The organism is Patulibacter ginsengiterrae, assembly GCF_056269115.1.
On sequence record NZ_JBWDOG010000025.1, the window covers coordinates 18,821 to 32,281 of the forward strand.

10 protein-coding genes are annotated in these 13,461 nt (G+C 73.2%); 4 read left to right on the plus strand and 6 right to left on the minus strand.

The window, feature by feature from the left end; translation table 11 throughout:
* Positions 1–82: 82 nt before the first annotated feature.
* Positions 83–1,351, minus strand: a complete 1,269-nt coding sequence (locus tag ACVUH9_RS21020; protein ID WP_475760576.1) for a cytochrome P450 — start codon at positions 1,349–1,351, stop codon at positions 83–85.
* Between the two features lie 154 nt (positions 1,352–1,505).
* On the opposite strand from ACVUH9_RS21020, the gene ACVUH9_RS21025 reads away from it, so the two are divergent.
* From ACVUH9_RS21025 to ACVUH9_RS21035, 3 genes are all read left to right on the plus strand, one after another.
* Positions 1,506–2,627: a polysaccharide deacetylase family protein gene (locus ACVUH9_RS21025; protein WP_475760578.1), complete on the plus strand. Its 1,122-nt coding sequence runs from the start codon at positions 1,506–1,508 to the stop codon at positions 2,625–2,627.
* An 87-nt stretch (positions 2,628–2,714) separates the two neighbouring features.
* Positions 2,715–4,226: a flavin-containing monooxygenase gene (locus ACVUH9_RS21030; protein WP_475760580.1), complete on the plus strand. Its 1,512-nt coding sequence runs from the start codon at positions 2,715–2,717 to the stop codon at positions 4,224–4,226.
* A gap of 167 nt (positions 4,227–4,393) precedes the next feature.
* Positions 4,394–4,954: a Uma2 family endonuclease gene (locus tag ACVUH9_RS21035; RefSeq protein ID WP_475760582.1), complete on the plus strand. Its 561-nt coding sequence runs from the start codon at positions 4,394–4,396 to the stop codon at positions 4,952–4,954.
* 55 nt (positions 4,955–5,009) lie between these two features.
* Here the strand turns inward: ACVUH9_RS21035 and clpB are convergent, their stop codons facing one another.
* The gene (clpB, locus tag ACVUH9_RS21040; protein WP_475760584.1) at positions 5,010–7,607 is read right to left on the minus strand and encodes an ATP-dependent chaperone ClpB; all 2,598 of its coding nucleotides are present in this window, start codon (positions 7,605–7,607) and stop codon (positions 5,010–5,012) included.
* Positions 7,608–8,021: 414 nt separating this feature from the next.
* On the opposite strand from clpB, the gene ACVUH9_RS21045 reads away from it, so the two are divergent.
* The gene (locus ACVUH9_RS21045) at positions 8,022–8,741 is read left to right on the plus strand and encodes a phosphatase PAP2 family protein (protein WP_475760586.1); all 720 of its coding nucleotides are present in this window, start codon (positions 8,022–8,024) and stop codon (positions 8,739–8,741) included.
* A gap of 189 nt (positions 8,742–8,930) precedes the next feature.
* Here ACVUH9_RS21045 and ACVUH9_RS21050 read toward each other — a convergent pair whose 3' ends face one another.
* From ACVUH9_RS21050 to ACVUH9_RS21065, 4 genes are all read right to left on the minus strand, one after another.
* Positions 8,931–10,472 (minus strand): APC family permease, encoded by a 1,542-nt coding sequence (locus ACVUH9_RS21050; protein WP_475760588.1) that lies wholly within the window; start codon positions 10,470–10,472, stop codon positions 8,931–8,933.
* Positions 10,473–10,664: 192 nt separating this feature from the next.
* Positions 10,665–11,648, minus strand: coding sequence for a polyamine ABC transporter substrate-binding protein (locus tag ACVUH9_RS21055; protein WP_475760590.1), 984 nt, complete (start codon positions 11,646–11,648; stop codon positions 10,665–10,667).
* The gene (locus ACVUH9_RS21060; protein ID WP_475760592.1) at positions 11,645–12,766 is read right to left on the minus strand and encodes a histone deacetylase family protein; all 1,122 of its coding nucleotides are present in this window, start codon (positions 12,764–12,766) and stop codon (positions 11,645–11,647) included. Before ACVUH9_RS21060 ends, ACVUH9_RS21055 begins: the two co-directional genes overlap by 4 nt.
* Positions 12,766–13,461, minus strand: coding sequence for a nitrilase-related carbon-nitrogen hydrolase (locus tag ACVUH9_RS21065; protein ID WP_475760594.1), 696 nt, complete (start codon positions 13,459–13,461; stop codon positions 12,766–12,768). The genes ACVUH9_RS21060 and ACVUH9_RS21065 overlap by 1 nt, the downstream gene beginning before the upstream one ends.

Consider the following 13,461-nt stretch of genomic DNA (forward strand, 5'->3'; position numbering starts at 1 on the left):
CCGGCACGAAACCGCGGTGCCGGGCACGGACCGCGCCCGTTGCGCGCCGCAACGACCACCGTGGCCCCGGCCCACCGCCGGCTCAGCAGCGCAGCTTGAGCTCCTCCAGCCCGCGCAGGGTCATCGTCTGGCGGTAGGCGGGGTCGGGATCGGCCAGCGCCAGGTTCGGGAACCGCCGCAGCAGCGCCGGGATCGCGACCTCGCCCTCCATCCGGGCGAGCGCGTTGCCGAGGCAGAAGTGCGGCCCGCCGCCGAACGAGAGGTGCCCGCGGTCGCCGCGGCCCAGGTCGAGCACGTCCGGATCCGCGAACCGCGCCGGATCGTGGTTGGCCGCCCCGAGCAGCAGCATCACCCGCGCGCCCTTCGGGATCAGCTTGTCGCGGACCATGATGTCCTCGTGCGGGAACCGGATCACGAGCTGGACCGGGCTCTCGTACCGCAGCAGCTCCTCGACGGCGTCCGGCGCGATCGAGGGGTCGTCGCGCAGCCGCGCGAGCTGCTCGGGGTTGCGGAGCAGGGCGAGGGTGCCGTTGCCGATCAGGTTCATCGTCGTCTCGTGCCCGGCGATCAGCAGCAGGACCAGGTTCGAGACCAGCTCGTCCGGGGAGAGCCGATCGCCCTGCTCCTCGGCCTCGACCATCGCCGTCAGCAGGTCCCCGCGCGGCTCCCGAGCCCGCTCGCGGATCAGGTCGAGGAAGAAGTCGGTGAAGGCGATCTGGGCCGCCTCGGCCCGCTCCGAGCGCTCCGGCGTCATGCCGAGGTCGAAGGCCAGGGCCAGGTCGCTGGCCCAGCCGCGGAAGCGGTCGCGCTCGGACGCGGGAACCCCGAGCATCTCGGCGATCACGATCACCGGCAGCGGCCAGGCGAAGTCCGACATCAGCTCCAGCTCGCCGCGGGCCTCGGCCTGGTCGAGCAGGTCCTCCGTCACCTCCGCGACCCGGGCCCGGAAGCTCTCGACCATCCGGGGACTGAAGGCGCGCTGGACCAGGCTCCGCAGGCGCGTGTGGTCGGGGGCGTCGCGGAACAGCATCAGCCGTTCCATCAGCGCCTGGACCGGGGTGTCACGGCCGATCGCGGCCATGCTCGCCTCGTAGTCCGACATGGTCCGGAACTCGGCCGAGAAGCGCGGGTCGCGCAGCGCCGCCCGGCAGTCGTCGTAGGACGAGAGCAGCCAGAGCCCGAAGCCCGTGTCGTGGACCGGATCGTGCTCCAGCAGGTTGCGGTAGAAGGGGAACGGGTCGGCCCGCACCTCCGGGGTGAAGAGCAGGGCCGCGGGTCCGGGCCCGGGGTCGCCGGCCGCCACCTCGGGATCCGTCGGTCCTGCCTCGATCGTGCTCCGGTCGTCGCTCACCGTCGGGACGATAGTCCTGTCCGGACCCCCCGGGGCAGTTTCCTTCCCACAGTAGGAACCGAGCGGCTGAACGCCGTCTGCCACCGGGCCTACTCACCACGTACCCCAGGATTCTTCCCCCACGACACTTGTGGTGCCGGCCTCAGAATCGCCTATGGCCTTTCTCCGACTCCCGATGAGCATCGCCGGGCTCGTCGCCGGTGCGGCCCTCGCGGCGGCCTCCCCGGCGCCCGCCGCCCCAGTGACCGTCACGCTCGGCTTCGACGACGGCATGGGCACCCGCAACGACCCGGCCCAGATCCTCGCCCTCACCGGCACCCGCGCGACGTTCTACGTGAACACCGTCGCCGTCGACCGCGCGACCGTCGACGAGGTCTGGTCGCACGAGTTCCTCTCCTGGGACCAGCTCGCCGCGCTCCACGACGCCGGCCACGAGATCGCCGGGCACACCCTCCACCACCGGCGGCTCACGCCTCCGGACCCGGGCGGGCACGTCCCGCCGCCCACGGGGCCGACCGAGGCCGAGATCCGAACGGAGGTCTGCGACGACCGCGCCGTGCTGCGCGAGGCGGGCTATCCCGCCCTCAGCTTCGCGTACCCCTTCGGTCGCTGGGACGCCCGGTCGCGGGCAATCGTCCAGGAGTGCGGCTACCTGAGCGGGCGGACCACCTCCGCCCCCGATCCGGCGGAGACGCTGCCGCCGGCCGACCCCTTCGCGACGCACGCCTTCAACGCCGACGGGATGGACAGCGAGCAGCTGCTCGGCCTCGTCGGGGCGGCGAAGGCCCGTGGCGGCGGCTGGGTCCAGCTGGTCTTCCACGACATCTGCGAGCCGGATGACCAGCTCTGCAACGGCTCACCCGCCAACGCCGTCACGCCCTGGGACCTGCGGAAGTTCGTCGCCGCGCTCGCCCTCGACCCGGAGGTGCAGGTCAAGACCGCCGGCGAGGTGCTCAGCACGGCCCCCGGAACGCCCGGTGGGGGCACACCGCCCGGCGACGGCGCACCCCCTCCGGGCGGCCCCTCCGGTGCGGCCCCGCCGCCTGCCGGCGCGCCGCCCGGAGCCAAGCCGTCGGCGCAGCTGGACCGGGCCCGCGCGGCCGCCGTGCGGCGGGCTCGGGCGCGACTGGTCCGCGCCCGCGGTCGGGCGCTGCGTGTCTGCAACCGCAAGCGCGCGCGTCCGGCCCGGAGCACCTGCCGGAAGCGCGTCCGCGCCCGCTACGCCCGCCGGCTGGCGCGCCTGCCGACCGTCCGCGTCGCGAGCACCCGTCGCTGACGGGACCACCGGCCGCCGGCCTGCGGTCTTGACTACGGATCCGTAGGAACGGTGTCGATCGGCCCGCCATCGGCGTATGGTTGCGGCATGACCGAGCGCATCAAGACCGCCGTGATCGGCGCCGGATTCTCGGGCATCGGCGCCGCCATCCGCCTGCGCCGGGGCGGCCACCGCGACTTCGTCGTGCTCGAGCGGGCCCCGGACGTCGGCGGCACCTGGTGGGACAACACCTACCCCGGCTGCCGCTGCGACGTCCCGTCGAACCTCTACTCGTACTCGTTCCTGCCCAACCCGGACTGGCCGGAGACCTTCTCGCCGCGGTCCGAGATCCAGCGCTACCTCCGCCGCTGCGCGGAGTCGGAGGGCGTGCTCGAGCAGATCCGGTTCGGCGTCTCGCTCGAACGCGCGAGCTGGGACGAGACCGAGGCCGCCTGGCGGCTGGAGCTGCTGGGTCCGGCCGGCGGCGAGCAGCTGCTGGCCGAGCGCCTGGTCACCGGCACCGGTGGCCTCGTCGAGCCGAAGCTGCCCGAGATCGACGGCCTCGACGGGTTCGCCGGTGCGATCGTCCACACCGCCCGCTGGGACCACTCGCTGGCCCTCGACGGCAAGCGGATCGGCGTGATCGGGACCGGGTCGTCCTCGATCCAGGTGATCCCGGAGCTGGGCGAGATCGCCGGCCGGCTCTCGGTCTTCCAGCGGACCCCGGCCTGGGTCCTGCCCCACACCAACCGCCGCACGTCGCGCCTGGAGCGGGCGCTCTTCCGGCGGCTGCCGATCCTGCAGCGGGCCGACCGCGCCCTGATCACCAGCTACATGGAGCTGACCAACCTGGTGATGACGCGGCGACCGGCGGTGATGGCCGCGCTCGAGCGCGTCGCCCGCTGGCACCTGCGGCGGCAGCTGCCGGACCACCCGCGGCTGCGGGAGCAGCTGACCCCCGACTACCGGCTCGGCTGCAAGCGGATCACGCTCTCCAACCGCTACCTGCGGACCTACGCCAAGCCGCAGGTCGAGCTCGTCACCGACGGGATCGCCCGGATCGAGCCGGATGCGGTCGTGACCACCGACGGCCGCCGCCACGAGCTCGACGTGCTGGTCCTCGGCACCGGCTTCCAGGTCACGGAGATGCCCTCGGCCGCCCGGGTCGTCGGCCGCGACGGGCGCACGCTCCGGGAGGTCTGGCACGGGGCGCCCGAAGCGTTCCTCGGGACCACGATCGCCGGCTTCCCCAACCTCTTCACGCTGCTCGGGCCGAACACCGGCCTCGGCGCCGGCTCGATCGTGACGATGATCGAGGCCCAGCTCGACTACGCCGTCGCCTGCCTCGACGCGATGGACGCCGGCGGCCTGGCGACGCTGGAGGTCCGCGAGGAGGTCCAGCGGACGTTCAACGACGAGGTCCTGCGGCGCAGCCAGCCAACGGTCTGGCTGAGCGGCGGCTGCAGCAGCTGGTACCTCGGGGAGGACGGCCGCAACGTCACGCTCTGGCCCGACCTGATGACCGCCTTCGAGAAGCGCACGCGGGCCTTCCGGCTCGACGAGCACCGGACGACGCGGGTCGCCGACCCGCGGCCGGCGGCGGATCCGGCGGTGGCCTGAGCGAGGGCGCGAGCGGCCGCGCCGGCTCGCTCCCGGATGCGTCGTCCGTGGAGGTGGACGACCGCGCATCTCCTCGTCGGCGCGTCGGTGGCGGGGGTGAGGTCGGCGCGCCCCGCGGGTCTCCCCACCGATGGACACCGCCGAACGGGAGATCTACGATGAACGCCATGCCCGCGACCGTCCCGCCCCGGATGACCGCCGAGGAGTTCCTGGCGATCCCGGAGCGGCAGGACGCCCGACGCCTCGAGCTGATCGACGGTGAGGTCGTGGTGAGCGAGGCGACGCCGCGGCACCAGCTCGTGGTCAGCAACCTGCTCGTCGCCATCCGGCTGTGGACGGCTGGGGAACCGGCCCGGGGCTTCGTCACCCTCAACATCGACACCGGCATCGATCCACGCACGGTCCTCGTACCCGACCTCCAGTGGTACGCGGCGGGCCGCGAGCTGCCGTCGCTCGACCAGCGGCCGTGGCCACTCGGCGACCTCGTCGTCGAGGTCCGCTCCCCCTCGACCTGGCACGTGGACCTCGGCCGCAAGCGCCAGATCTACGAGCGCGACGGCGTCCGTGAGCTCTGGCTGGTCGACCCGCCCGCGCAGAGCGTGCTCGTCTTCCGACGCTCCGCGGGCTCGTCGAGCTTCGACGCGACCGCCGAGGTCGGCGTCGAGCAGGCGCTGACCAGCCCACTGTTGCCCGGGTTCGCGGTGCCGATCACCGACGTCTTCGGCTAGCCCTCCCGGCGGTCCGTCCGCGGCGCCGACCCGTCGGCGCCGCGGGTTCCTACGATCAGGCCTCGCCGTCGGCCGGGGCCGCCATCGCCGCCGGCTTCGGGACATCGGCGACCGTGCGGCCGTCGACGGCCAGCGTGATCTCGCCGTCGGCCGCACCGACCTCGACCAGGTCGCCGTCCTTGACCTCGCCCTTCAGCAGGGCCAGCGCCAGCCGGTCGGTCAGGTGCTTCTGGATCGTCCGCTTGAGCGGCCGCGCCCCGTAGGTCGGGTCGTAGCCGAGGTTGCCCAGCAGCTCCGCCGCGTCGTCGCTCAGGTCGACGTCGACGCCGCGCTCCGCCGCCCGGTCGAGGACCCGCTGGACCTGGATCGTGACGATCTGGCCCAGGTGGCTGCGGTCGAGCGGGTGGAACTCGATGATGTCGTCGAGCCGGTTGATGAACTCGGGGCGGAAGGTCGCCTCCGCCCCGGCCCGCCCGCCCGGGATGTTCGAGGTCAGGATCAGGACCGTGTTGGTGAAGTCGACCGTCCGGCCGTGGCCGTCCGTCAGGCGCCCGTCGTCGAGCAGCTGGAGCAGGATGTTGAAGACGTCCGGATGCGCCTTCTCGACCTCGTCGAGCAGGACCACCGAGTACGGCTTGCGCCGCACGGCCTCGGTCAGCTGCCCGCCCTCGTCGTAGCCGACGTATCCGGGAGGCGCACCGACCAGTCGCGAGACCGCGTGCTTCTCCATGTACTCCGACATGTCGATCCGGATCATCGCGTCGACCGAGTCGAACAGGAACTCGGCCAGCGCCCGTGCCAGCTCGGTCTTGCCGACGCCGGTCGGTCCGAGGAACAGGAACGAGCCGATCGGACGGTCGGGGTCGCCGAGTCCGGCGCGGCTGCGTCGGATCGCCGCGGAGACCGCGTCGACCGCCTCGCCCTGGCCGATCACCCGATCGTGCAGGCGATCCTCCATCTGGACGAGCTTCTCGACCTCGCCCTCCAGCAGCCGGGCGACGGGGATCCCGGTCCAGTTGCCGACGACCTCGGCGATGTGCTCGGCCGAGACCTTGTTCTCCAGGAACTGGAACTCGCCCTGGTCGACCTCGGCCGCCTGCGCCTCCAGCTCCTCGATCCGCCGCTCCAGCAGCGGGATCTCGCCGTAGGTCAACTCACCCGCACGCTGGAGGTCGCCGGCCCGCTGAGCCCGCTCGGCCTCGCCGCGCTTCTGCTCGAGCTCCTCCTTGACCTGGCCGACCTGGTCGACGGACTCCTTCTCGCGCTGCCATTCGGCGGTCATCGCCGCGGAGCGCTCGCGCTCGTCGGCGAGGTCGCGGTCGAGCGCCTCGAGTCGTGCCTTCGACGCGTCGTCGTCCTCCTTCTCCAGCGACATCCGCTCGATCTCGAGCTGGACGATGTGGCGGTCGACCTCGTCGATCTCGGTCGGCTTCGAGTCGATCTCGATCTTCAGCCGCGAGGCGGCCTCGTCGATCAGGTCGATCGCCTTGTCCGGCAGCTGCCGGTCGGCGATGTGCCGGTGCGAGAGCGTGGCCGCGGCGATCAGCGCCGCGTCCTGGATCTGGACGTTGTGGTGGGTCTCGTACTTGTCCTTGAGCCCGCGCAGGATCGCGATCGTGTCCTCGACCGAGGGCTCGTCGACGAGCACGGGCTGGAAGCGCCGCTCGAGCGCGGCGTCCTTCTCGATGTACTTGCGGTACTCGTCGAGCGTCGTCGCACCGACCGCGCGCAGCTCGCCGCGGGCCAGCATCGGCTTGAGCAGGTTGGCCGCGTCGACGGCTCCCTCGCTCGCGCCGGCGCCGACGATCGTGTGCAGCTCGTCGAGGAACAGGACGATCTGGCCCTTCGCGTCCTGGACCTCCTTCAGGACGGCCTTCAGCCGGTCCTCGAACTCGCCGCGGTACTTGGCGCCGGCGATCATCGAGCCCATGTCGAGCGAGATCACGCGGCGGTCGCGGAGCGACTCGGGGACATCGCCGTCGACGATCCGCTGGGCGAGGCCCTCGGCGATCGCCGTCTTGCCGACGCCGGGCTCGCCGATCAGGACCGGGTTGTTCTTGCGGCGGCGACTGAGGACCTGGATCACGCGACGGATCTCCTCGTCGCGACCGATCACCGGGTCGAGCTTGCCGTCGCGGGCGGCCTCGGTCAGGTCCTGGCCGTACTTCTCCAGCGCCTCGAACTTGTCCTCGGGGTTCTGGTCGGTGACCTGATGGCCACCGCGGACCTCGGTCACCGCCTCCAGCAGCGCCTGACTGGCGGCACCGACGGCGCGCAGGGCCTCGCCGGCCTTCGAGTCGTGGGCCGCGATCGCGAGCAGCAGGTGCTCGGTCGACAGGTAGTCGTCACCGAGGGTCCGCATCTGCTCGTCACCGGCGCGGAGCACCGCGACCAGCTCGCTGGACGGACCGGAGGACTGGCCGCCGGAGGTGACCGTGGGCAGGCCGTCGATCGCGGCCTCGACCGGTCGGCGGACCTGCTCGACGGGGACGCCGAGCTTCTTGAGGACGGAGCCGGTCAGGCCACCCTCCTGGTCGAGCAGCGCGAGCAGCAGATGCTCGGGGGCGACCTGGGGGTTCTTGCGGCGCTCGGCGAGTTGACCGGCCTCGGCGAGGGCCTCTTGGGTCTTGATGGTGAAACGATCGGGTTGCACGATCCGCCTTTCGGGCCGGGGGACACGGGGGACAGTGACGGATCGACGAGGAGCGGGCGGCAGCGGATGCCCAACCGCGGCGCGCTCTCAAATCTCAGTCACTTGGACTTAGATCTTGCGGGTTCGGGGTCGAGAAGTCAAGGCCCGACGGCGGTTCTCGGCGCCTTCGTGGTCGACGTCACACTACGCCCGGGGCGGGCGGCGGTCCGGTCCGTGGACGGGTCGGCGGTGGACGAGGCCGGCCGGCGCGACGGCGGTGCCGTGGGGCGCGGCCGGCGGCAGAGTCGACGGGGTGGGCGACCACGTTCCGCGATGTCTTGTCCACCGCAGAGGGGGGCAAGACATCGCGGAAGCTGGCCGCGCCCGCCGTCGTCACCCCGAGGCGACCGGCCTGCGGTCCCGTACGGTAGGTCCGTGCCGACGACGGAAGCCGGAGGACCCGACCGCCCCGCCGGCTCCGCGTCCGGCCCGAGCGCGCCGATCCCCTACGAATCGACCCCCCGCTTCGCCCCCACCCGCGCGGCGGCGATCGTTCTCGCCTGCGTCGCGCTGGTCCTGGTGCTCGGCTTCGTGGTCGGGGGCGAGAACGCGATCACCCGCTTCGACGCCGACACCGTCGCCGACGTCGCCGGCTGGCGCTCGGCCGGGCTGGTCGACGTCGCGCGGGCGATCACCCTGCTCGGCAACGGCGCGATCGTCGCCGTCCTGCTGCTGCTCGTCGCCGCGCTGCTCGGCCTCAGCCACCGGCTCGGACCACCCGCGTCGCTGCTGCCGCTGGTCTCGCTCGCGATCGGCGCCGCCCTGACGCCGATCCTGAAGACGATCGTCGACCGGCCCCGTCCACCGGTCGGCCTCCACGAGGTCACCGAACGGACGAGCGGCTTCCCGTCCGGACACTCGGCCCAGTCCGCCGCAGGCTGGTTGGCGCTCGGGCTCGTGCTCTGGGCCAGCGGCCGCGGGTGGCGGCCGCTGGTGGCGATGATCGCGCTCGTGGTCGCCGTCGGCCTCAGCCGGATCGTGCTCGGCGTCCACAGCCCGACCGACGTGCTCGCCGGCTGGGCGGTCGGGCTCGCCTGCGCGGTCGCGGTCGTCGCGGTCGGCGTCCGCCGCGGGTGGGTCGGCGAGCGGCGGTAGGACGCAGCGAGGCACCTGGCGTCACTTCGCGTCGCCCGTTGCCCTGGCGTCATCTTGCGTCGGATAGCGACGCGAGATGACGCCAGAGCTGTCGCTCCAAGGGGTCGGGGCTCCAAGAGCCGCGGCCCGACGACTGGTGGGGTGAGGATGCGTCGCCGGCCGGTCCGGAGTCCTTCGATCCGGCTCGACCTACGACGTCCGCCGGTCCTCTACCGAGCGACCCGCCCCCGCAGGCCCCACCGTCCCGCTGACCCCCTCCCGCTCCGGGTCGTACGGCTCGTCGACCAGCGGCGCCGGCGGCGGCGCTCCGCGGCGAGCGAAGCGGACGATCACGCCGAGCACCACGATGAAGCCCGCCACCAGGAAGAACGCCCAGGTCTGGTACCAGGGCAGGCCGTCGCCACGTGGCCAGACGATGTTGATCGTCTCCAGCACCAGCCAGACCAGCGCGCCGATCGAGATCAGCAGGCCCTTGCGCCCGGCGAGGAACGGACCGGGCTGCCACTGGCCGCGCCAGCGGGCGATCGCGAGGCCGATCACCGGCAGCGCGAAGGCGATGTAGAAGCCGCCGGAGGTCGCCGTGACCAGGATCGAGTAGAGGTCGGTCCCGCTCAGGCCGTAGAGCGCGGCCGACACGATCGCGCAGACCAGGACCGCCCGGGTCGGCAGCCGGTCGCGGCCCGAGAGTCGCGACAGGAAGCTCGACGCCGGCAGCTGCTTGTCCCGCGCCAGCGCCCAGACCAGCCGCGACGCCGCCGCCTGGATGCTGAGCGCGCTGGCGAAGAAGCCGATCACGAACATCGCCAGGATCACCCTGGTCACGGTCCCGCCGAGGTGGACCTCGAGCGTCGCGACGACCGGATCGCCCACGTCGCCCGCCACGACCGCCCCCATGTCGGGCACCGCGAGGATGATCGAGAGGCTGGCGAACATCACCACCAGCGCGACGAACAGCAGCGAGAAGGCCATCGCCTTCGGCACCGCCCGGCGCGGGTCCTTGACCTCCTCGGCGATCGCGCCGGCGCTCTCGAAGCCGAGGAACGACCAGCCCGCGAAGGCGATCGCCATGATGAACGGCGCCGACATGATCCCGGCGCTCACCGACGGCGCCCCGGTGCCCTCGAAGAGCACGCCGAGCCCGTTCTCGCGGTGGAACAGCAGCAGCCAGACGCCGACCCCGACCGAGCCGATCACCTCGGCCGCGATGCAGAGGCCGACGACGATCTTCAGCAGATGACGACCGTGGGTGTTGCCCCAGGTCACCGCCGCCAGCAGCAGCAGGGCGAGCGGGACCACAGTGCCGGTCGAGCTGCCGTCGAGGCCGACCAGCTCGGCGAGGAAGATCCCGCCGCTGTAGCTGACCGCGGCGGTGCAGATGCAGAGCACCCAGATGTACCACCAGCCGGTGAACCAGCCGTAGCGCTCGCCGATCAGGCGTCGCGACCACTGGTAGACGCTGCCCTCGTAGGGCCAGCGGGAGACGAGCTGCCCGAAGGTCAGGGCCACCAGCATCTGGCCGGCGAGCGTGATCGGGAAGCCCCACCAGAACTGCGGGCCGACCGTCATCAGGCCGATCGCGAAGATCCCGTAGAGGGCCGCGATCGGCGAGAGGAAGGCGAACGCCAACGAGAACGTGGACCAGAGACTGAAGTCCCGCAGTAGCTGGTCGCCGCCGGCTTCCGGCTCGGACGGGGCGGGGGTCGCGGCCGATGGCCGCGTCGCTGTTGACATGACGCTCTCCTCCTTGTGGACTTCACGGGGACTGCGGGGACCTCAGGCGGACCGCGAAACTGCGCGGTCTCACGGGACTGCGGGCCTCAGGCGAACTGCGGGCCTCAAGCGGACTCCGGAACCGCAGCGGGCTGCGGAACCTCAGCGGCCGCCGAACCTCAGCGGCCGCCGAACGTCACGGGCCGCCGAACCTCAGGGGAACGGCGCCGACCAGCGCTCGCGCACCGCCGTCCAGAGCGCGCCGATCCGCTCGGCGGCCTCCGAGGACAGGTCGCGGACGACATGCAGACGCTCCCGCACCGACGCGTCGGGAAAGAGCACGGGATCGCGACCGAGCACCGGATCGAGCCGCTCGCGGGCGGCGGCGTTCGGGGTCGCGTAGCCGAAGCGGGTGGTGGTGACCGCGGCGAGCTCGGGGTCGAGCAGCTGCTCGATCAGGGCGTGGGAGGCGTCGGGATCGGGTGCGTCGGCGGGGATCGCGGCGGTCGTCGTCCACAGCACCGCGCCCTCGCTCGGGACCACGTAGCCGAGCGCGGGCGTCGTCCGCATCCTTGCCGCCGACGGGCCGCTCCAGGCGTGGTGGGCGACGACGTCCCCGTCCACGACCGGGCCGACGAAGTCGTCGCTGGAGACGCTGGTCACCCGCGGGCTCTGGGCCTCGAGCAGCGCCCCGGCCGCCGCCAGCGCAGGCGGATCGGCCGCGTTCGGCCCGTACCCGGCCGCCAGCAGCGCGGCCCCGACGACCTCCCGCGGCTCGGCCAGCATCCCCACCGGCCCCGCCCCCTCGGCCCCGAGCAGCGCCGCCCAGCCGCTCGGCTCGGGCGCGATCCGGCCGCGGTCGTAGAGGTAGCCGGTGGTGCCGAAGGCGAGCGGGACCGACCAGCGCTCGGCCGGGTCGTAGACCGGCCGCCGCGCCCAGTCGGCGAGGTTGCGGCGGCCGGGCAGACGGTCGCCGTCGAGCGGGGCCAGGGCCCCGGCGGCGGCCAGCCGCTCGACCATGTAGTCCGAGGGGCAGACCACGTCGTAGCGCTGGCCCTCGCCGATCAGCCGCTCGAGCTCCTCGTTGATGGCGATCGTCTCCAGCACGATCTCGCGCCCGAGCCGGCGGCCGACCTCGGCGACGACCTCCGGGGCCGGCATCCCCGGCCAGGCGAGCAACCGCAGCGGCACGCTCACGGCGCCACCTGCGGCCAGCTGATCCCGGCGCTGGCCCGGATCTCGCGCAATCGCTCCGACCAGCCCACGACCGGCGGCGCACCGGCGGCGAAGGGATCGTCGAGGTCGGTCTCGAAGCCGGCCAACCCGCCGAGGATCGCCGCGTCGAGCTGCGGCAGGGTGGTGACGTTGTAGCCGCCCTCGTGGACGACCAGCGTGCCGATCCCGCGCTCGCGCGAGAAGGCCGCCATCCGCTCCGCCATCCGCCGGAAGCCGGCCGCCGACAGCATCTGGTTGGAGAGCGTGTCCGCCGCGTGCCCGTCCTGGCCGGCGGAGACGATCAGCAGTTGTGGGTCGTAGGCGTCGAGGATCGGCTCGACCACCGCGTCGAACGCCTCGTGGTATTCGCGGTCGCCGGAGCCGGGCGGCATCGGCAGGTTGACGGTGAAGCCCTCGCCCGGCCCCGCGCCCCGCTCGTCGTGCCAGCCGGTGCCCGGGTAGAGCGGCCACTGGTGGAGCGACACGAACAGCAGCGACGGGTCGCGCCAGTGGATCTCCTGGGTGCCGTTGCCGTGGTGGACGTCCCAGTCGACGACCGCGATCCGCTCGAGCCCGTAGACCTCGCGGGCGTAGCGGGCGGCGACCGAGACGTGGTTGACGAGGCAGAAGCCCATCGCCCGGTCCGGGGTCGCGTGGTGACCCGGCGGGCGGGTCAGCGCGAACAGCACGTCCGGCTTCCAGTAGGCCTCCATCGCGAGCGCGTCGACCGCGGCCAGCGCCGCGCCGCTGGCCAGCGAGGCGAGCGCGAAGCTGCCCTCGGAGGCGAGCGTGTCGGTGTCGAGCCAGACCGGCGCGTCGGCGGTCGCCGACCGCAGCAGCTCGACGAACCGCTCGTCGTGGGCCCGGACGAGGTCCTCCGGCCGGGCGTAGCGGGGGTAGAGCACGAGCAGGTCTTCCCACTGCGGCAGGCTCCGGAGGTGCTCGACCACGCCCGGCAGGCGCCGCACGTTCTCCGGGTGCTCGCCGGTGGCGTGGGTCTCCTGGCCCGGCAGCAGCACGACCCCCGCCAGCGGCTTCTCGCGCCGGTAGTAGGCGTGCTCGATGCTGCCGAGGCCCTGCACGTCGTCGATCGCGGTCATCAGGAGAGCTCCAGTTCGTAGAGGCCGTCGGGGCCGGGGTCGAGGGCGGCACCGTGCTGGTCGCAGACGAGCCCCGCGCCCGGGTAGCGAACGCCGCGCTCGTCGCCGGCGCGGTTGGCGACAGCGACCGGCAGCCGATGGGCGGCGGCGAGGCCCGCGATCGCGCGGTGGGTCGTCGGCCAGCGGTCGTCGGGTTCGCTGACCCCGCCGACCACCGCCCCGGCGCCGGCCGCCACGACGGCGGCCCAGGCGCCGGGGTCGGTCAGGTCGGCCCCGATCAGCGGCGCGACCGGGCCGTCGGGCGTCGCGACGACCGCGAAGCCGGTGTGGCCCGGGGACCAGAACTGGGCCTCGTAGCGGCCGGCCGACCGCTCGACCCGGACCTGGCGGTAGGCCCCGCCGTCGCTGCTCCCGTCACCGGGGGCGAGGTACGCCGTCAGGTAGAAGACGCCCTCGCCCTCGGACTCGTAGGCCGAACCGCAGAGCCAGGCCGATCCGGCCCCGGCGAGCGCGTCGCGCCACGCGCGGCCCGGCGGGCGCTCGGCTCGCTCCAGCTCGGCCCGGTCGCGGCCCGCCGGGAAGTACGGCGCGAAGCTGAGCTGCGGCAGGCAGATCAGCTCGGCCCCGCGGGTGCGGGCCGCGGCGACGTGCTCGCGCACGTCCGCCCCGGCCTCGTCGATCAACGCGACACGCAC

Excerpts from the sequence above, each read along its gene's own strand:
- ACVUH9_RS21025 (WP_475760578.1), top strand. The coding sequence starts at position 1,506 with ATGGCCTTTCTCCGACTCCCGATGAGCATCGCCGGGCTCGTCGCCGGT.
- ACVUH9_RS21030 (WP_475760580.1), top strand. The coding sequence starts at position 2,715 with ATGACCGAGCGCATCAAGACCGCCGTGATCGGCGCCGGATTCTCGGGC.
- ACVUH9_RS21035 (WP_475760582.1), top strand. The coding sequence starts at position 4,394 with ATGCCCGCGACCGTCCCGCCCCGGATGACCGCCGAGGAGTTCCTGGCG.
- ACVUH9_RS21050 (WP_475760588.1), bottom strand. The coding sequence starts at position 10,472 with ATGTCAACAGCGACGCGGCCATCGGCCGCGACCCCCGCCCCGTCCGAG.
- ACVUH9_RS21060 (WP_475760592.1), bottom strand. The coding sequence starts at position 12,766 with ATGACCGCGATCGACGACGTGCAGGGCCTCGGCAGCATCGAGCACGCC.